Origin of the sequence: Sphaerisporangium sp. NPDC051017, from assembly GCF_040683095.1 — a bacterium.
Lineage (GTDB): Bacteria > Actinomycetota > Actinomycetes > Streptosporangiales > Streptosporangiaceae > Sphaerisporangium.
In genome coordinates this window covers 30606-50701 of record NZ_JBFBCI010000060.1, presented here as the reverse complement: position 1 = coordinate 50701, position 20096 = coordinate 30606, and the positions used below count along the sequence as shown (strand labels likewise).

Below are 20096 nucleotides of genomic sequence, written 5' to 3'. Positions count from 1 at the left end.
TTGCGTGGTGATCTGGACGTCGAGGCGTTGCGGGCGGCGCTGGAGGACGTGGTGGCCCGGCACGAGTCCCTGCGGACCGTGTTCGCCGAGCACGACGGCATCGCCTACCAGCGCGTCCTGGACGACGCCCGGCCCGTGCTCGAAATCGGCGAGCTGACCGAGCCGGAGCTGCGCGGCGCGCTGGACGGCGCGGCGCGCTACGCGTTCGACCTGGCCGAGGAGATCCCGCTGCGGGGATGGCTGTGGCGGCCGGCCCCGGACGAGCACGTGCTCCTGATCGTCTTCCACCACATCGTCACCGACGCCTGGTCGTTCGCTCCGCTGTCCCGCGATCTGATGACCGCGTACGAGGCGCGCAGGCGGGGCGAGGCGCCCGGGTTCGCCGAGCTGCCCGTCCAGTACGCCGACTACGCGCTGTGGCAGCGCGAGCTGCTCGGCGACGAGCACGAGCCCGGCAGCCGGTTCGCCCGCCAGCTCGCCTACTGGCGCGAACAGCTCGCCGGGCTGCCCGACGAGGTGACCCTCGCCGCCGACCGCCCCCGTCCCGCCCGGGTGTCGCATGAGGGCGCGGTGCTGGTGTTCGGCTTCGACGCCGAGCTGAAAAGGGGGCTGACCACACTGGCGCAGGCCCACGGGGCCAGCGTCTTCATGGTGTTACAGGCGGGCCTGGCCGCGCTGCTGTCCCGCCTCGGCGCCGGTACGGACATCCCCCTCGGCACACCCATCGCCGGCCGCACCGACGAGGCGCTGGACGCCTTGGTCGGGTTCTTCGTCAACACGCTGGTGATCCGCACCGACGTCTCGGGGGAGCCGACGTTCGCCGAGCTGGTCGGCCGGGTCAAGGAGACGGCGCTCGCCGCCTACGCCCACCAGGACGTGCCGTTCGAGTACCTGGTCGAGGTGCTCAACCCCGACCGGTCCATGTCCCGCAGCCCGCTGTTCCAGATCTCGCTGGGCTTCCAGAACGAGCCGCTGGACCCGTTCACGGTGGACGGCGTGACGTCCGTGCCGGAGGAGGGGTTCACCGGGACGTCCCGGTTCGACCTGGCCGTCCACGTGCAGGGGATGTCCGGCGACGACGAGGGGTACTTCGGGTTCGTCGAGTACGACACCGGCATCTACGACCGCGACACCGTCCAGCGGTTCGTGGACCGATACCGCCGCCTGCTGTCCGCCGTGGCCGCCGACCCGGATCTGGCGATCCACCGTGTCGAACTGCTGGACGACGACGAACGGCGGGCCGTCCTGCCGCTCCGCCGGTCCGCCGCCGACCTGGCCGCCTTGCCGGGGGACCTCGGCGGGGGGCACCGCGGCGCGTACGTCCTGGACGACTGGCTGCGGCCGGTGCCGCCCGGGACGCCCGGCGAGCTGTACCTCATCGCGGAGGGGCCAGGGGACGGCCTGGTCGCCGACCCCTTCGGGACCCCTGGTGCGCGCATGTGGCCCACCGGCCTGCGTGTCCGCTGGGACGGCGCGGCGCGGCGGCTCGCCGAGGTCGTGGCCGCGCCCGCCCCCGCCGAGCCCGGCGATGCCCCGGCGGGCCGGGAGGACGGCGCCCTGACGCCCACCGAGGAAGCCCTGTGCGTGATCTTCACCGAGGTCCTCGGCCTGGACGCGATCGACCCGGAGGACAACTTCTTCGAACTGGGCTTCCACTCGCTGCTCGCCACCCAGGTGGTCAGCCGCGTCCGCGTCCGCCTGGGCGTCGAGCTGGGCGTGCGCACCCTGTTCGAGGCGCCGACCGTCGCCGACCTGGCCGAGTGTCTGGACGAGGACGGGGCCGGCGAGGCGCAGCTCGCGCTGGAACGGCGGGAGCGGCCCGAGCGGATCCCGTTGTCGTTCGCGCAGCGCCGGCTGTGGTTCCTGAACCGCCTGGAGGGCCCGAACGCCACCTACAACGTGCCCTGGTCGCTGCGGCTGCGCGGCTCGCTCGACGTGGACGCACTGCGCGCCGCGCTCGCCGATGTGGTCGAGCGGCACGAGTCCCTGCGGACACTCTTCCCCGAGCATGAGGGCACCCCCTACCAGCGGATCCTGCGCGACGTGCGCCCCGAGCTGCCGATCGAGGACATGGCGGAGGCGGACATCCAGGCGGTGCTGGACGAGGCGGCGCGCGGGACGTTCGACCTGTCCCGGGAGATCCCGGTACGGGCGCGCATGTGGCGGGTGGCGTCCGATGATCACGTGTTGATGGTCATGCTGCACCACATCGTCAGCGACGCCTGGTCGTTCGCGCCGCTGTCCCGGGACCTGATGACGGCGTACGAGTCGCGCCGGTCCGGGACGGCGCCCGGCTGGGCGGAGCTGCCGGTCCAGTACGCCGACTACGCGCTGTGGCAGCGGGAGGTGCTCGGCGACCAGGGCGAGGAGGACAGCCGGTTCGCCCGGCAGCTCGCCTACTGGCAGGGGCAGCTCGCCGGGCTGCCGGAACAGATCGCGCTCCCGGCGGATCGTCCCCGGCCCCCGGTCGTGTCGCACGAGGGCGACGTGCTCACCTTCGAGTGGGACGCCGGCCTGCACGCGGCTCTGCTGGAGCTGGCCCGGCGGTGCGGCGCGAGCCTCTTCATGGTGCTGCAGGCCGGCTTCGCGGCGCTGCTGTCCCGGCTCGGCGCGGACACGGACGTGCCGGTGGGCGTGCCGATCGCCGGGCGGACCGACGAGGCGCTGGACGACGTGGTGGGGTTCTTCGTCAACACGCTGGTGATCCGCACCGACACCTCGGGGGAGCCGACGTTCGCCGAGCTGGTCGGCCGGGTCAAGGAGACGGCGCTCGCCGCCTACGCCCACCAGGACGTACCGTTCGAGCAGCTCGTCGAGGTCCTGAACCCGGCCAGGTCGATGGCCCACCACCCGCTGTTCCAGGTGTCGATGGCGCTGCAGAACACCCCCGAGGGCGACCTCGGCGTGCCCGGCCTGGAGGTGACCCTCGCCGACGTCCCGCGCGCCGGCACCTCGCGGTTCGACATGTTCCTCAGCCTCACCGAGCGCCGCGGTGCCGCGGCCGGGCTCGACGGGCTGGTGGAGTTCAGTACCGAGCTGTTCGACCGGTCCTCGGTCGTCACGCTGGTGGAGCGGCTGCGGCGCCTGCTCGCCGCCGCCGTCGCCGATCCGCACCGGCGCCTCGGAACGATGGACGTGCTGGACGCCGCCGAGCGGGAGGAACTGCTCGTCCGGCGCAACGCCACCGCGATGGCGGTTCCCCCGGTGACCGTGCCGCACATGGTGTCCGCGGCCGTGGCCAGGACCCCGGGCGCCACCGCCGTCATCGGTGACGGCGTCGAGCTGACCTTCGCCGAGCTGGACGAGCGGGCCAACCGGCTGGCGCGGGTGCTGATCGGGCGCGGCGCCGGCCCGGACCGGGTGGTGGCGATCGCGATGCCCCGGTCGGCGGAGATGGTGGTGGCCATGCTGGCCGCGGTGACCGCCGGGGCCGCGTACCTGCCCATGGACCCCGGCCACCCTGCCGAGCGCGTCGACTACACGCTGGAGGACGCCGATCCGGTGGCCGTGGTGACGACGAGCGAGGTGGCGGACCGGTTCCCGGCACGCTGGGCGGGGCGGCTGCTCGTCCTGGACGACCCGCGAACGGTCGCGGAGATCGGGAAAGCCTCGCCGGAGACGGTCGCCGACGCCGAGCGGACGTGCGCGCTGCGGCCGGAGCACCCGGCGTACCTGGTGTACACCTCCGGCTCCACCGGCCGCCCCAAGGGCGTGCTCATGCCGGCCGCCGGGCTGGTGAACCTGCTGACCTGGCACCGCGCGAGTCTCCCCGGCGGCGTGGGGACCCGTACCGCGCAGTTCACCGCCGTCACCTTCGACTTCTCCGTCCAGGAGATCTTCTCGGCTCTGGTCACGGGCAAGTGCCTGGTCGTCCCGTCCGACGAACTGCGCAAGGACGCCGGGGCGCTGGTCCGCTGGATGGACCGGCACGGCGTGAACGAGATCTTCGGCCCGACCCTCACCATCGAGGCGCTGTTCGAGACGGCCCGCGAGATGGGCAGCGACCTGGCCTCGCTCACCGACGTGTTCCAGGGCGGCCAGGCGTTCACGATCAGCGAGCACTTCCGCGCGTTCTACGGCCGCGGGCCCGGCGGTCGCCGCGCGCACAACATCTACGGACCGGCGGAGACCCACATGGTCACCGCCCTCTCGGTGGACGGTGATCCGCGGGACTGGCCGGGTGAGATCTCCATCGGCGGGCCGATCGGCAACACCCGGGTGTACGTGCTGGACGCCGGTCTCGGGCTGGTGCCGGACGGCGCGCCCGGCGAGCTGTACGTGGCCGGGGCCGGGTTGGCGCGCGGGTATGTGCGCCGGCCTGGGCTGACGGCTGAGCGGTTCGTGGCCGACCCGTTCGGTCCGCCGGGGTCGCGGATGTATCGGACCGGGGACGTGGTCCGGTGGAACACGCGGGGAACCCTCGAATATCTCGGGCGTGCCGATGACCAGGTGAAGGTACGCGGGTTCCGGGTGGAGCCGGGTGAGGTCGCCGCGGTGGTGTCGGCGCATCCGGGTGTGGCGCAGAGCGTTGTGGCGCCCTGGCAGGGGCCTGGTGCGGACACGCGGCTGGTCGCGTACGTGGTGCCCGTGGGTGAGGTGGACGGGCAGGAGGTGCGGGCGTATGTCCGCGATCGGTTGCCGGAGTTCATGGTGCCCGCCGCCGTGGTGGTGGTGGATCGGTTGCCGTTGACGTTGAACGGCAAGCTGGACCGGGCCGCGCTGCCCGCGCCGAGCTGGGAGAGCGGCGGTGGGCGGGCACCCCGTAACCCGCGCGAGGAGGCGCTGTGCGAGCTGTTCGCCCAGGTCCTCGGGGTCGAGCGGGTGAGCATCGATGACAACTTCTTCGACCTGGGCGGCCACTCGCTGCTGGCGACCCGGCTCGCGGGTGAGATCCGCGACAAGCTGAACGCCGAGATCCCCATCAGGCACCTGTTCGAGGCGCCGACGGTGGCGGAACTGGCCGCGCGGATCGGCTCCGGCCCGCAGGCGGGTGAGGCGCGGCTCGCGCTGGTGCGCCGGGAGCGGCCGGAGCGGGTGCCGTTGTCGTTCGCGCAGTGGCGGTTGTGGTTCCTGCACCGGCTGGAGGGGCCGGGTGCGACGTACAACATGCCGTGGGCGTTGCGGTTGCGTGGTGATCTGGACGTCGAGGCGTTGCGGGCGGCGCTGGAGGACGTGGTGGCCCGGCACGAGTCCCTGCGGACCGTGTTCGCCGAGCACGAGGGCGTCCCGTACCAGAAGGTGCTGCCCATCGGCGCGTACGGCCCCGTGCTGGAGCCCGGGGTGCGAGAGCTGTCCGAGGCCGGGGTGCCCGCCGCGCTGGACGAGGCCGCGCGGCACGCGTTCGACCTGGCCGAGGAGATCCCGCTGCGGGGCAGGCTCTGGCGGCTGGCACCGGACGATCATGTCCTCACCGTCGTGTTCCACCACATCGTCACCGACGCCTGGTCCTTCGCCCCGTTGTCCCGCGACCTGGTCACCGCGTACGAGGCCCGCCGGTCCGGGACGGCGCCCGGCTGGGCGGATCTGCCGGTCCAGTACGCCGACTACGCGCTGTGGCAGCGCGAGCTGCTCGGCGACGAGCACGAGCCAGGCAGCCGGTTCGCCCGCCAGCTCGCCTACTGGCGCGAGCACCTCTCCGGGCTGCCCGAGCGGCTGCGGCTCCCCACCGACCGGCCCCGTCCGCCGGTGGCGACCCACCGCGGCGACCTGGCGACCTTCCGATGGGACGCCGAGCTGCACGACGGCCTGCTGCGGCTGGCCCGCGAGTCCGGCGCCAGCCTGTTCATGGTGCTCCAGGCCGGGCTCGCCGCGCTGCTGAGCCGGCTCGGCGCGGGCACCGACATCCCGATCGGCGCCCCGATCGCGGGCCGCGTCGACGACGCGCTGGACGACCTGGTCGGCTTCTTCGTGAACAACCTCGTCATCCGCACCGACACCTCGGGCGAGCCGTCGTTCGCCGAGCTGGTCGGCCGGGTCAAGGAGACGGCGCTCGCCGCCTACGCCCACCAGGACGTGCCGTTCGAGCAGCTCGTCGAGGTGCTCAACCCGCTCAGGTCGATGGCCGGGCACCCGCTGTTCCAGGTGTCGATGGCCTTGCAGAACACCCCCGAGGGCGACCTCGGCGTGCCCGGCCTGACCGTGACCTCCGCGGGCGTCCCTCGCACCGGGACCGCCAAGATGGACGCCTTCCTCAGCCTGATCGAACTGCGCGACGCGCGGGGCGGGCCGGACGGTCTGGACATCGCCGTCGAGTACAGCACCGACCTGTTCGACCCCGCGACCATCGCCACGCTGGTGGAGCGGTGGGCGCGGCTGCTGCGGGCGGCCGCCGCCGACCCGGCGCGGCGGATCGGCGCACTCGACCTGCTCACCGAGGCCGAGCGCGACGAACTGCTGCACGCGCGCAACGCCACCGCGGTCCCGCGTCCGGACCGCGGCCTGGTCGAGCTGTTCGAGGCGCAGGCCGCGCGGACGCCCGGCGCGACGGCGATCACCTCCCACGAGGGATCCGTGACCTACGCCGAGCTCAACGCCCGCGCCAACCGGCTCGCCCGCGTGCTCGCCGGCCACGGCGCCGGCCCCGAGCGGGTGGTCGCGCTGCTGCTGCCGCGCTCGGCCGACCTGGTCGCGGGCGTGCTCGGCGTCCTGAAGGCGGGCGGCGCCTGCCTGACCGTGGACCCCGCCACCCCCGCCGCCCGCCTGGAGCAGATGCTGGACGACGCCCAGCCGGTGCTCGTCCTCACCGACGAGAAGGGCGACGCGGCGTTGCGGCGGGACGGCCCGCCGAGGCTCGTCGTGGACCGGCCCGGCACCGTGGACGCCCTGGCCGCGACCCGGGACCACGACCTCGCCGACCGGGAGCGCGGCGGGCCCGTCCACCCCGGCCTGCCCGCCTACGTGATCTTCACCTCGGGGTCGTCCGGCCGGCCGAAGGGCGTGGCCGTCACGCACGCCGGGCTGGTGAACGTCGCGCTCGACCAGATCGGCCGGTTCGGCGTCGGCGCGGACGCCCGCGTGCTGCAGTTCGCCGCCACCGGCTTCGACATGGCGGTCGGCGACCTGGTGATGGCGCTGCTCAGCGGTGCCAGGCTCGTGCTTCCCCCGGAGGAGCGCGCGGCGGGCGCGGACCTCGCCGACCTGATCGACGAGAACGGCGTGACCCACATGGTCGTCCCGCCCGCCGTGCTCGCGTCACTGCCCACCCGCGACCACCCGGCGCTGCGCAACGTCGTCGCCGCCGGGGAGGCGTGCCCGCCCGAGATCATCGAGCGGTTCACCGCCCGGTCGGTGATGTTCAACGCGTACGGGCCCACCGAGACCACGGTGTGCGCCACCACCAGCGAGCCTCTCGTCCCGGGGGGTGCGGCGCCGATCGGCCGGGCCATCGCCAACACCCGGGTGTACGTGCTCGACGCCGGGCTGGCACCGGTGCCGGACGGCGCCCCCGGCGAGCTGTACGTGGCCGGCGCGGGCGTGGCGCGCGGGTACGTCCGCAGGGCCGGGCTGACCGCCGAGCGGTTCGTCCCCGATCCCTTCGGCCCGGCCGGCTCGCGCATGTACCGCACCGGGGACGTGGTGCGGTGGGACAAGGCCGGGCGGCTCGAATACCTCGGCCGTGGGGACGACCAGGTCAAGGTGCGCGGGTTCCGCGTGGAGCCCGGCGAGATCGCCGCCACCCTGGCCGCCCACCCGGCGGTCGGCCAGGCGGTGGTGACGCCGTGGCGTTCTCCCGGCGGGGACACCCGGCTCGTCGCCTACGTGGTCGCCGAGCAGGAGATCCACGACGACGGGCGGTCGTTGCGCGGGTTCGTCCGCGAGCGGCTGCCCGAGTACATGGTGCCCGCGGCCGTCGTGGTCGTGGATCGGCTGCCGCTGACGCCGAACGGCAAGCTGGACCGCGCCGCGCTGCCCGCCCCCGCATGGGAGGGCGGCCGCGGGCGCGGCCCGCGCGACGCCCGCGAGGAGGTGCTGTGCCGTCTGTTCGCCCAGGTCCTCGGGGTCGAGCGGGTCGGCGTCGACGACGACTTCTTCGACCTCGGCGGCCACTCACTGCTCGCCACCCGCCTGGTCAGCGAGATCCGCGAGGAACTCGGCGCCGAGATCCCCATCAGGCACCTGTTCGAGGCGCCCACCGTCGCCGAACTGGCCGGGCGGCTGGACGCCCCGGCCGAGATCAGACCGGCGCTGGTCCGCAGGCCCCGACCCCAAGGAGCGGCATGATCCCCCTGTCCTTCGCCCAGCGACGGCTGTGGTTCCTGCACCGGCTCGAAGGTCCGAGCGCGACCTACAACGTGCCGTGGGCGCTGCGCTTCCGCGGGCCTTTGGATGTCGAGGCGCTGCGGTCGGCGCTGGCGGACGTGGTGGAGCGGCACGAGGCGCTGCGCACGGTCTTTCCCGAGCGGGACGGCGAGCCGTACCAGCACATCCTGGAGCCGGACGAGGCCAAGCCGATGCTGGAGGTCGTCGAGGCGACCGAGGAGGAACTGCCCGCGCTGCTGGAGGGTACGGCCCGCCACGGCTTCGACCTCGGCGGCGAGCCGCTGGTCCGGGCGCACCTGTTCGCGCTCGGTCCGCGCGAGCACGTGCTGATGCTGCTCATGCACCACATCGTCTGCGACGGCTGGTCGGCGGCGCCGCTCTCGCGCGACCTCATGGCGTCCTACGAGGCCAGGTGCGCGGGGAAGGCCGCGGACCTGCCGGAGCTGCCGGTCCAGTACGTGGACTACACCCTGTGGCAGCGTGAACTGCTGGGCGACCCGGACGACCCGAACAGTGTGATCGCCCGGCAGACCGCGTACTGGCGCGACCGGCTGGCCGGGCTGCCCGAGCAGATCCAGCTCCCCGCCGACCGCCCCCGCCCCCCGGTCGCCTCGACCCGCGGCGACGTCGTCACCTTCGCCTGGGACGCCGGCCTGCACCAGGGCCTGCTCAGGGTCACCCGCGAGACCGGCACCAGCCTCTACATGGTGCTGCAGGCCGCGCTGGCCACCCTGCTGACCCGGCTCGGCGCGGGCACCGACATCCCGATCGGCGCCCCGATCGCGGGCCGCACCGACCGGGCGCTGAACGAGCTGGTCGGGTTCTTCGTCAACTCGATGGTCATGCGGGTGGACACCTCCGGTGATCCGAGCTTCCGCGATCTGCTGAAGCAGGTGCGCGAGACGGCTCTCGCCGCGTACGCCAACCAGGACGTGCCGTTCGAGCACCTGGTGGAGGTGCTGAACCCCGCCAGGTCGGCGGCCTACCAGCCGCTGTTCCAGGTCATCCTTGCCTTGCAGAACGCGCCCGCCGGGGTCGTCGCCACCGGTGGCCTCGAGATCACCCCCGAGTGGGTCACCACCGGGACCGCCCGGATGGACCTGTACTGGAACGTCACCGAGAACCCCCTCGACACCGCCGATGGCGGGCTGCTCGGGTTCGTCGAATACGACACCGACCTGTTCGACCGGGACACCGTCGCCGGGCTGGTGACCCGGATGGAACGTGTGCTGCGTGCGGTGGCCACCGACCCGGGCGTCCCGCTGGGCCGCATCGACCTGCTGGACGGCGCCGAGCGCGCCGCGCTCGCCGAGGCGGGGCACGGCGCGCCGCTGGACTTCGCCGGCGCGCCCGGGCTGGGGGAACTGTTCGCCGCGCAGGTCGCCAGGACCCCGGACGCGGTGGCGGTGTCCTCGGAGGCGGTGTCTTCGGAGGCGGAGTCGCTGACCTACGCCGAGCTGGACGCGCGGGCGGACGCGCTCGCCGGCCGGCTGCGCGCGGCAGGGGTGGGCCCGGAGGCGGCGGTGTTGCTGCCGATGGAGCGGTCGGCCGAACTGGTCGTGGCGATCCTCGGCGTGATCAAGGCCGGGGGCGCGTACGTCCCGGTCGATCCAAGATTCCCGGCGTCCCGGGTGCGGGCCATCGCGGCCGAGACCGAGGCCCGGGTCGCCGTCGCCCACCCCGCCCTGGAGTCCCGGGTCCCCGCGGGACTGCGGGTGATCCACGTGGACGGCGGCCCCGCCGGTGCCACCGGCGCGGCCGGTGTCCCGGCGACCGGGGCGAACCTCGCGTACGTCATGTACACCTCGGGCTCTACCGGCACACCGAAGGGCGTCGCGGTCACCCACTACGACGTGGCGGCTCTCGCGCTCGGCTCGACCCGCCGTGTGGGCACCGGCGGGCGGGTGCTGCTGCACTCGCCGACGGCGTTCGACGCCTCGACGTTCGAGTTGTGGGCGCCCCTGCTGTCCGGCGGTGAGGTGGTGGTCGCGCCGCCCGGCGAGCTCGACGTGTCCGTGCTGGCGAAGCAGATCGCCGGGCGCGGGGTGACCGGCCTGTGGGTCACCGCCGGGCTGTTCTCCGTGCTCGCCGACGAGTTCCCCGGCTGCTTCGCCCGCGTCCGCGAGGTGTGGACCGGCGGGGACGTGGTGTCGCCGCGCGCCACCCGCCGGGTGCTGGCCGCCTGCCCGGGCCTGCGGGTCGTCAACGGGTACGGCCCGACGGAGGCGACGACGTTCTCGCTGGTCAACCCGGTGGACGAGCTTGCCGCCGACGCGACGTCGTTCCCGGTCGGCCGCCCGTTGGACGGGATGCGGGTACACGTGCTGGACCGGTTCCTCCAGCCCGTTCCCGTGGGCGTGACCGGGGAGCTGTACGTCGCCGGAGCCGGGGTGGCCCGCGGGTACGTGGGCCGGGGCGCGCCGACCGCCGAGAGGTTCGTCGCCGAGCCGGGCGGCCCGCCCGGGGCGCGCATGTACCGGACCGGCGACCTGGTCCGCTGGGTCGCCGGCGGCGTGCTGGAGTTCGCCGGCAGGGCCGACGCCCAGGTGAAGATCCGCGGCTTCCGGGTCGAGCCCGGCGAGGTCGAGGCCGTGCTGTCCTCCCACCGCGACGTGGAACAGGCGCTCGTCCTCGCCCGTGAGGACGCCCCCGGCGACAAGCGCCTGGTCGCCTACGTCGTCCCGGCCGAGATCCCGCAGGACGGCGCGGCGGGTGAGCAGGTCGAGGAATGGCGGCAGATCTTCGACACCGCCTACACCACCGCGGCGCCCGTGGCGTTCGGCGAGAACTTCGCCGGGTGGAACAGCAGCTACGACGGCTCCCCGATCCCGCTGCAGGAGATGGCCCTGTGGCGGGACGCCGTGGTCGAGCGGGTCGCCGAGCTGCGTCCCCGCCGCGTCCTGGAGATCGGCGCCGGCACCGGGCTGCTGTTGTCCCGGCTGGCCCCGCCCGCCGAGGAGTACTGGGCGACGGACCTGTCGGAGGAGGTCGTCCGGGCGCTCGCCGCCGAGGTCGGCGCGCGGCCCGAACTGGCGGGCAAGGTCGTGCTGCGGGCGGGCGCCGCCGACGACTTCACCGGCATCCCCGAGGGCCACTTCGACGCGGTGGTGCTGAACAGCGTCGTGCAGTACTTCCCGGGCGCCGATTACCTGATCGGCGTGCTCGCCGGTGCGATGCGCGCCCTGGCCCACGGCGGTGCGGTGTTCGTCGGCGACGTGCGCGACCGAAGGCTGTCGCGTGCCTTCCGCGCAGCGGTCGAGCTGACCCGCGCGGACGAGACCGCCGACGCCGCCCGGGTCCGCACGGCGGTGGACCAGGCGGTCGCGCTGGAGAAGGAGCTCGTCGCCGACCCGGCGTTCTTCCCCGCTCTGCGGCAGGTGATCCCGGACCTGGCCGGGGTGGACGTGCGGCTCAAGCGCGGCGCCTACCACAACGAGCTGACCCGGCACCGGTACGAGGTCGTGCTGTACAAGACCGGCCGCGAGCTGCTGGACGTCTCCACGGCGCCCCGGCTGGTCTTCGGCGCCGACGTCGCCGGCCTGGCCGACTTGGAGGCCCGCCTGCGCGATCAGGCCGAGGACGTCGTGCGGGTGACCGGCCTCCCGAACGCCCGCGTGACGCACGAGGCCGCCGCGGTGGCCGCCCTGGACGCGGGTCTGCCCCTGGCCGAGGTCCTGGCTCGCCTGCGCGCCCCGGACGGGGTGGACCCGGAGGACTGCCACGGGCTGGGCGAGCGGCTCGGCTACCGCGTCGCCACCACCTGGTCGGAGACGGCCCCGGAGCTGTTCGACGCGGTGTTCGTCAAGGCGTCCGGCGCGGCAGGGGACCTGCCGACGGTCGGCACGGCAAGCGGCGCCGGCCGCGACCCGCGCGCCTGCGTCAACGACCCTCTGGCCGTCCGCGACCGGGGTTCGCTGGCCCGCGAGCTGCGCGCGTACGCCGAGAGCCGGCTGCCCGAGTACATGATCCCGGCCGCCGTCGTCGTGCTGGACGGGCTGCCGCTCACCGCCAACGGCAAGGTCGACCGGGCCGCGCTGCCCGCGCCGCGCTGGGACGGCGGCGGTGGACGGGGCCCGCGGTCCCCGCGCGAGCAGATTCTGTGCGACCTGTTCGCCGAGGTCCTGGGCGTGGCGAACGTCGGCGTCGACGATGACTTCTTCGACCTCGGCGGCCACTCCCTGCTGGCGACCCGCCTGGCGTCCCGGGCCAGGCGCCTGCTCGGGGTGGAGGTCGCGATCCGGGCGCTGTTCGAGGCGCCGACCGTCGCGCAGCTGGCCCAGCGGCTCGACGTCTCCGAGCGGCCGCCACTGGTGGCCCGTCCGAGACCCGAGCGGGTGCCGCTGTCGTTCGCGCAGCGCCGGCTGTGGTTCCTGCATCGGCTGGAGGGGCCGAGCGCCACCTACAACATGCCGTGGGTGATCCGCATGCGTGGTCACCTGGACGTCGGCGCCCTGCGCGGCGCGCTGGCCGACGTGGTCGCCCGGCACGAGTCGCTGCGCACGGTGTTCCCCGACGTGGACGGTGAGCCGTACCAGCACGTCCTGGACCCCGCCGACGCGGTGCCCGAGCTGGAGACGACCGCGGTGGCCGGGCCGTCGGCGCTGCGGGAGGTGGTGGACGAGGCCGCCCGGTACGGGTTCGACCTGCGCCGGGAGATCCCCGTCAAGGCCCGGCTGTTCGCGCTCGGCGACGACGACCACGCGCTGCTGCTGCTGTTCCACCACATCACCGGGGACGGCTGGTCGTTCGCGCCGCTGGCCCGCGACCTGATGGCCTGTTACGAGGCCCGCCGCCAGGGTGAGGAGGCGCGGCTGCCGGACCTGCCGGTGCAGTACGCCGACTACACGTTGTGGCAGCACGAGCTACTCGGCGACGGCGACGACGCCGGCAGCGTGCTCGGCCGTCAGCTCGACTACTGGAAGCGCCATCTGGCCGACCTGCCACCGGAGATCCGGCTGCCCGCCGACCGTCCCCGCCCCGCGGAGGTCACCCACCGGGGCGAGGTGCTGGCCTTCGAGCTCGACGCCGAGCTGCACCGGGGTCTGGCCCGGCTGGCCCACGAGGCCGGCGCCAGCCTGTTCATGGTGCTCCAGGCGGGGCTGGCCGGGCTGCTCACCCGGCTCGGCGCGGGCACCGACATCCCCATCGGCAGCGGCATCGCCGGGCGCACGGACGCGGCGCTGGACGAGCTGGTCGGCTTCTTCGTCAACACGCTGGTGCTGCGCGCCGACACCTCGGGCAACCCGGCCTTCCGCGCGCTGCTGGACCGGGTCAAGGAAACCGCGCTCGCCGCGTACGCCCACCAGGACGTGCCGTTCGAGCTGCTGGTCGAGGTGCTCAACCCGGACCGCTCGATGTCGCGCAGCCCGCTGTACCAGGTGTCGCTGGTGTTGCAGAACACCCCCGAGGTGCGGTTCCACCTGGCCGGGCTGGATCTGGAGTACGTGCAGGCGGCCATCGGCACCGCCCGCGACGACATCTTCATCAGCCTGAGCGAGCGGCGTGACCAGGACGGCGAGCCCGCCGGGTTCTACGGGTTCGCCGAGTACAACACCGACATCTTCGATCGGGGCACGATCGAGGGGATCGTCGAGCGCTACCGCCGGTTCCTGGCCGGCGTCGTCGCCGCCCCGGACACCACGATCGAACAGGTCGGCCTGCTCGAGCCGGACGAGCGGCGGGAGTTGCTCGCCCTCGGCGCCGGGCCGCGCACCGGCCTCCCGGACGCGACCGTCGCCGAGCTGTTCGAGGACTGGGCGGCCCGCACGCCCGACGCGGTCGCCTTGCGGGACGGAGCCACCGAACTGACGTACGCCGAGCTGAACGCCCGAGCGAACCGCCTGGCCCACCACCTGATCGCATCCGGGGCCGGCCCCGAGCGGGTCGTGGCGCTCGCGGTGCCCCGGTCGGCGGACTACGTGGTGAGCGCCCTGGCGGTGCTCAAGGCGGGCGGGGTGTGCCTGCCGCTGGACTCCGGGACGCCGGTCGGCCGGGTCGCGGGCATGTTCGACGACGTCGCGCCGGTGTTCGTGCTGCGGCACGTCGAGCTCGGCGCCGAGGTGCCGGCCGCGCCGGCGCTGCCGTACTTCTACCTGGACGACCCGTTCGGCCACCGCACGCTGAGCCGGTACCCGGACACGAACCCCGAGGGCAGGGGCGTGCTGCCGGGCAACACGGCGTACATCATCTACACCTCCGGCTCCACCGGCCGCCCGAAGGGCGTGGCCCTGTCCCACCGGTCGCTGGTCAACGTGGGACTGGACCAGACCGCGCGGTTCGGCGCCGGTCCGGGCGGCTCGGTGCTCCAGGTCGTCTCCACCTCGTTCGACATGGCGGTGGGCGACCTGTTGCTGAGCCTGCTCGGCGGGGGGACGCTGGTGCTGCCCGAGTCCCGGGGGCAGGTCCTCGGCGACGAACTGGCGGCGGTGCTCACCGAAGCCCGGGTCACCCACATGATCGCGCCCCCGGCCGTGCTGAACACCCTGCCCGCGCGGGAGCTACCCGACCTGGCGTGCGTGGTCACGGCGGGTGAGGCGTGCGCCCCCGAGCTGGTGGCCCGCCTGGCCGCCGGACGCAGGGTGTTCAACGCCTACGGCCCCACCGAGACGACCATCGTGGCCACCACCAGCGGCCCCATCGACGGCACCGCCGCGCCCATCGCCGTGCCCATCGGCGGGGCCGTGCGCAACGTGGACGTGCGGGTACTCGATGGCGGGCTCAACCCGGTGCCGCGGGGCGTCGCCGGCGAGCTGTACGTCGCCGGGTGCGGCGTCGCCCGCGGGTACGTCCGCCGGCCAGGGCTGACCGCCGCGCGATTCGTCGCCGACCCCTTCGCCGGGGACGGCTCGCGCATGTACCGCACCGGCGACCTGGTCCGCTGGAACGCCGGCGGAGACCTCGAATACCTCGGCCGGGCCGACGACCAGGTCAAGCTGCGGGGCTTCCGCATCGAGCCGGGCGAGATCGAGTCGGTGCTCACCCGGCACGAGGGCGTGGCCGCCGCGGCGGTGCTGGTCCGCGAGGACCGGCCGGGCGACCAGCGGCTGGTCGCGTACGTCGTGCCCGAGGTCGAGGGCGGCGCGGCGCTGGCGGGGCTGGCGGACGAACAGGTCGGCGAGTGGCGGGAGATCTTCGACGCGGGATACGCCGCCGAGACCGAGGCGGGCTTCGGCGAGGACTTCTCGGGCTGGAACAGCAACTACGACGAGGGTGCCCCGCTGCCGCCGGACCAGATGCGCGACTGGCGCGCCGCCGCCGTGGACCACGTCCGCGAGCTGGCCCCCGCCAGGGTCATCGAGCTGGGCGTCGGCTCCGGCCTGCTGCTGTCGCGGCTCGCCCCGCACGCCGAGACCTACTGGGGCACCGACTTCTCCGCCGAGGTGATCGCGCGGCTCGGTGGCGAGGTCGCGGCCCGGCCCGAGCTGGCCGGGCGGGTGCGGCTGCGGGCCCAGTCCGCGGACGACCTGACCGGGCTGCCCGCCGAGTATTTCGACGTCGTGGTGCTCAACTCCGTCGTGCAGTACTTCCCGAGCGGTGAGTACCTGCTCACGGTGCTGCGCCAGGCGTTCGGGCTGCTGCGGCCCGGCGGCGCGGTGTTCATCGGCGACGTGCGCAACCGCCGCTCGCAGCGGGAGCTGATGTCGGCCGTGCGGATCGGCCGGGCGCGCGGCGACGGCGACCCGGCGGTGGTGCGCCGGGCGGTCGAGCACGCGCTCCTGCTGGAGAAGGAGCTCCTGGTGGACCCCGACTTCTTCACCGCGCTGCGCGGCGAGCTGCCCGGCCTGGCCGGAGTGGACATGCGGCTCAAGCGGGGCGCGTACCAGAACGAACTGACCCGGCACCGCTACGAGGTGGTCCTGCACAAGGAGCCTCACGAGCCCCTCGACCTGGCCGGCGCCGAGCGCGTGACGTACGGACGCGACGTCGCCGACCTGCCCGAGCTCGCCGCCCTGCTCGCCGGGCGCGCCGAACCGCTGCGCGTGACGGGCCTGTTGAACGCGCGGGTGGCGCCGGAGGCCACGGCGGCGAGGGCACTGGACGAGGGACTGCCCTTGGCGGAGGTGCGGGCCGCGCTGGAGCGGCCCGAGGGCGTCGACCCCGAGGACCTGCACGCGCTGGGGGAGCGGATCGGTCACCGCGTCGCGATCTCCTGGAGCGCCGAGTCGGTGGACGGCATGGAGGCGGTGTTCCTGCCGCGCGAGCCCGGCCGGGCCCGGCCGCTGACCGGCCTGTACCGGGGCGGCGACCACGGCGGGCCGCTGCGGCACACCAACAGCCCGGCGGGCACCCGGGAGAACAGCGTGCTGCTCGGCAGGCTGCGCGCGTACCTGGAGGAGCGGCTGCCCGAGTACATGGTGCCCTCGGCGGTGGTCCCCCTCCAGGAACTGCCGCTCACGCCGCGCGGCAAGCTCGACCGCAGGGCGCTTCCCGCTCCCGAGATCACCTCGGTGGCGGGGCGCGGGCCGAGGACGCTCGACGAGGAGGTTCTGTGCGACCTGTTCGCCGAGGTGCTCGGCGTCGAGCGGGTCGGCGTGGACGACGACTTCTTCAGCCTGGGCGGGCATTCGCTGCTGGCCGCCCGGCTGGTCGGCCGCATCCGGGCGACCCTCGGCGGCGACCTGGCCATCCGCACACTGTTCGAGGCGCCGACGGTGGCGGGCTTGGCCGAGCGGCTCGGCTCGGGCAAGGTGGAGTCCTCGCTGGACGTGCTCCTGCCGCTGCGTCCGCGTGGCGACAGGCCCCCGCTGTTCTGCGTCCACGCCGGGTGGGGCATCAGCTGGTCGTACTCGGGGCTGATCCGCCACCTCGGCGCCGAGCGCCCGATCTACGGCCTGCAGGCGCGCGGCCTGGCCCGTCCCGAGCCACTCCCGGGCAGCATCGAGGAGATGGCGGCGGACTACCTGGACCAGGTGCGCCGGGTGCGGCCCGAGGGCCCGTACCACCTGCTCGGCTGGTCGTCCGGCGGGCCGGTCGCCTTCGAGATGGCCGTCCAACTCCAGGCCCAAGGCCAGGACGTCGGCCTGCTGTCGATCATGGACGCCTACCCGCCGACCGCGCTGCCCGGCCTGGAGGAGGGGCTCAAGAGCGAGGCGGGTGACCTGCTTCGCCGCGCGTTCAGCAAGGAAGGCATGCTCATGGCGCTCGTCGAGGCCATGGGCTTCGGCCAGCGGCACCTGATGGACGGCCCGCTGGACTTCTCCCGCGTCGCCGCGCTGTTCCGCTCCGAGGGAAGCGCCCTGGCCGGCCTCACCGAGGACGACGTGGTCGCGATGGTCGAGGTGTACGCCAACATCAGCGCTATCACCGACCGGTACGTCCCCGGCAGGTACCACGGTGACCTGCTGTTCTTCATGGCGACCCAGGACCGCGTCGACGGCACGCCCCTGCCCGGTTCGTGGGGGCCGTTCGTCGACGGCGCGATCGACGTGCACGACGTCGAGTGCGCTCACCACCGGATGACCTGGCCCGAGCACCTCGGCGAGATCGGCCGCGTCCTGCGCGACAGGCTCGCGGGCCCCCGAACCTGACGTTCTCCGCCGGTACCCACTGAAAGGAAAACAAGGATGACCAACCCCTTCGAAGACGCCGACGGCACCTTCCTCGTCCTGGTCAACGACGAGGGCCAGCACTCGCTGTGGCCCGTCTTCGCGGACGTCCCCGCGGGGTGGAGCAGCGTGTTCGGCCCGGGGCCGCGTGACGCCGCCCTCGCCTACGTCGAGGAGCACTGGACCGACCTCCGGCCGAAGAGCCTCGTCGTGGCGATGGAGGCGGAGGGCAGGTCCTGAACGCCGGGGCGGCGTCCACGCGCCGCCCCCGCGGCCGTCCCCCGACAGCACCTTGGGAGGTGTTGAATGACACAACCTGGTGAGACGACCGGCGGCGCGGTGAACCGCTCGCTGGTGGACACCTCGGACCCCGCCCCGTGGTTCGCGCTGATGCGGGAACAAGAGCCGGTCTGGCGCGACGACCAGTTCGGCATGTGGCACGTCTTCCGCCACGCGGACATCGAAGCCGCGCTGTCGGACCCCGCCACGTTCTCTTCCGACCAGCGGGCCGCGATGGCCGCCCTGCCGGAGTTCCAGCCGTTCGCCAAGGGCAACTTCATGGTGATGGACCCGCCCGATCACCGCAGGCTCCGCGGCCTGGTGAGCACGGCGTTCGGCCGGCGGGCCATGGAACGGCTCGAGCCGCAGGTGACCACGATCGTGGACGACCTGCTGGACGAGGTGAAGGGCGCCGACGAGTTCGAGCTGATCACGGCGCTGGCGCATCCCATGCCGGTGTACGTGCTCGCCGACCTTCTCGGCCTGCCCCGGGCCGACCGGCCGCTGCTGTTCACCTGGGCCAAGGTGCTCACCGGGGTGGACGTGACGGCCGGGTCCGCGCCGCAGGACCCCGCCGCCTCGCTGCGGGAGATGAACGAGTACCTGCTCGACGTGATCGCCCGGCGCCGCCGCGCGCCCGGCGCCGACCTGGTGAGCCGGCTCGTCCTCGCGGAGGTGGACGACGACCGGCTGGCCGATGACGAGCTGGTCGGCATCGTCAGCCTGCTGCTGATCGCCGGGCATCTGATGGCGACCATGCTGGTGGCCAACACGGTGCTGTGCCTGGACGAGCATCCCGGCGAGGCCGCCCGCGTGCGGGCCGACCCCGAGGCGCTGCCCGGCGCCATCGAGGAGGTCCTGCGGTTCCGCAACTCGGCAGACCGGCTGGTGCGCACCACCACCCGCGAGGTCGAGTTGTCCGGCCGTGTGATCCCCGCCGGGGCCCGCGTCCTGCTGTGGACCGGCAGCGCCAACCGCGACGCGTCGGCGTTCGCGGACCCTGGGCGGTTCGACGTCACGCGCACGCACAATCGCCACCTCGGCTTCGGGCACGGCGTGCACTTCTGCCTCGGGGCGCCGCTCGGGCGGCTCGAGGCGCGCGTCGCGATCGGCCGGATGCTGGCGCGGATGCCGTCCATCGAGGTGCTCCCGAGTGTCGAGTTCTTCGGCTCGTACTCGCTGATCAGGAAGGTCCCGCTGAGAGTGCGATGGGTATGAACGCCGCCAACGACCCGCGCGCCGCGGGCAGGCCGTCGCCGAACAAGTGGATACGCCGCCCGCCGCGCGACGCCGAGCCGCGGGTACAGCTCCTGTGCTTCCACTACGCCGGGGGCGGCACGTCCTCCTTCCAGCAGTGGATCGGCAAGATCCCCGAATGGGTGGACCTGCGGCTGATCCAGCTCCCCGGCCGGGAGAACCGTTTCAGAGAGCGTCCCTACAGCGCCATGCGCCCGCTGGTCCAGGCGCTCGCGGACGAGCTGGCGACCGTGCTGTGCCCGCCGTTCCTGCTGTTCGGCCACAGCATGGGCGCCCGGGTGTCGTTCGCGCTGACCCACGAACTGGTGGCCAGGGGCCTGCCGCTGCCGGAGCTGCTGGTGGTGTCGGGCACGCCCGCGCCGAGCGTCACCGATTGGAAGCACGCCCACCACCTGCCGGAGAAGGAGCTGATCGAGCACCTGATCCACCTCGGTGGCGTGCCGCCCCAGGTGGTGGAGAACCCGGCGCTGCTGGAGCTGATGCTCCCGGTGATCAGGTGCGACCTCCAGCTGTCGGAGACCAGCGTGCTGACCTACCCGAGGCCGCTGGACGTGCCGATCCTCGCCCTGGCCGGCGAGGACGACGTGATCGCCCCGCCGGAGAAGGTGCAGCCCTGGGGCAAGGAGACCAGCGGGCCGTTCGAGTTCGTGGTGCTGCCCGGCAACCACTTCTTCCTGCAGAGCCTGCTTGACGAGACGTTGGCGCCGGTCCTGCGCGGCATCGAGAGGTTCAGCTGACCGGCGCGTTCGCACGAAC

5 protein-coding genes are annotated in these 20096 nt (G+C 73.7%); all 5 read left to right on the top strand.

Going from position 1 to position 20096, the window contains the following annotated elements; all coding sequences use genetic code 11:
• The 5 genes from AB0M95_RS33290 (at position 1) to AB0M95_RS33270 (ending at position 20077) form a co-directional block, all read left to right on the top strand.
• On the top strand, positions 1 to 8220 hold the full coding sequence (locus AB0M95_RS33290) for an amino acid adenylation domain-containing protein (protein WP_363773285.1): 8220 nt from the start codon (positions 1 to 3) through the stop codon (positions 8218 to 8220).
• Positions 8217 to 17786, top strand: coding sequence for an amino acid adenylation domain-containing protein (locus AB0M95_RS33285; protein WP_363773282.1), 9570 nt, complete (start codon positions 8217 to 8219; stop codon positions 17784 to 17786). Before AB0M95_RS33290 ends, AB0M95_RS33285 begins: the two co-directional genes overlap by 4 nt.
• A gap of 36 nt (positions 17787 to 17822) precedes the next feature.
• Complete coding sequence (locus tag AB0M95_RS33280; RefSeq protein WP_363773279.1) at positions 17823 to 18044, top strand: MbtH family protein; 222 nt, start codon at positions 17823 to 17825, stop codon at positions 18042 to 18044.
• Between the two features lie 66 nt (positions 18045 to 18110).
• Positions 18111 to 19301, top strand: a complete 1191-nt coding sequence (locus tag AB0M95_RS33275; RefSeq protein WP_363773276.1) for a cytochrome P450 — start codon at positions 18111 to 18113, stop codon at positions 19299 to 19301.
• Entirely contained in the window at positions 19292 to 20077 is a 786-nt protein-coding gene (locus tag AB0M95_RS33270; protein ID WP_363773274.1) for an alpha/beta fold hydrolase, read from the top strand. Before AB0M95_RS33275 ends, AB0M95_RS33270 begins: the two co-directional genes overlap by 10 nt.
• Positions 20078 to 20096 lie beyond the last annotated feature (19 nt).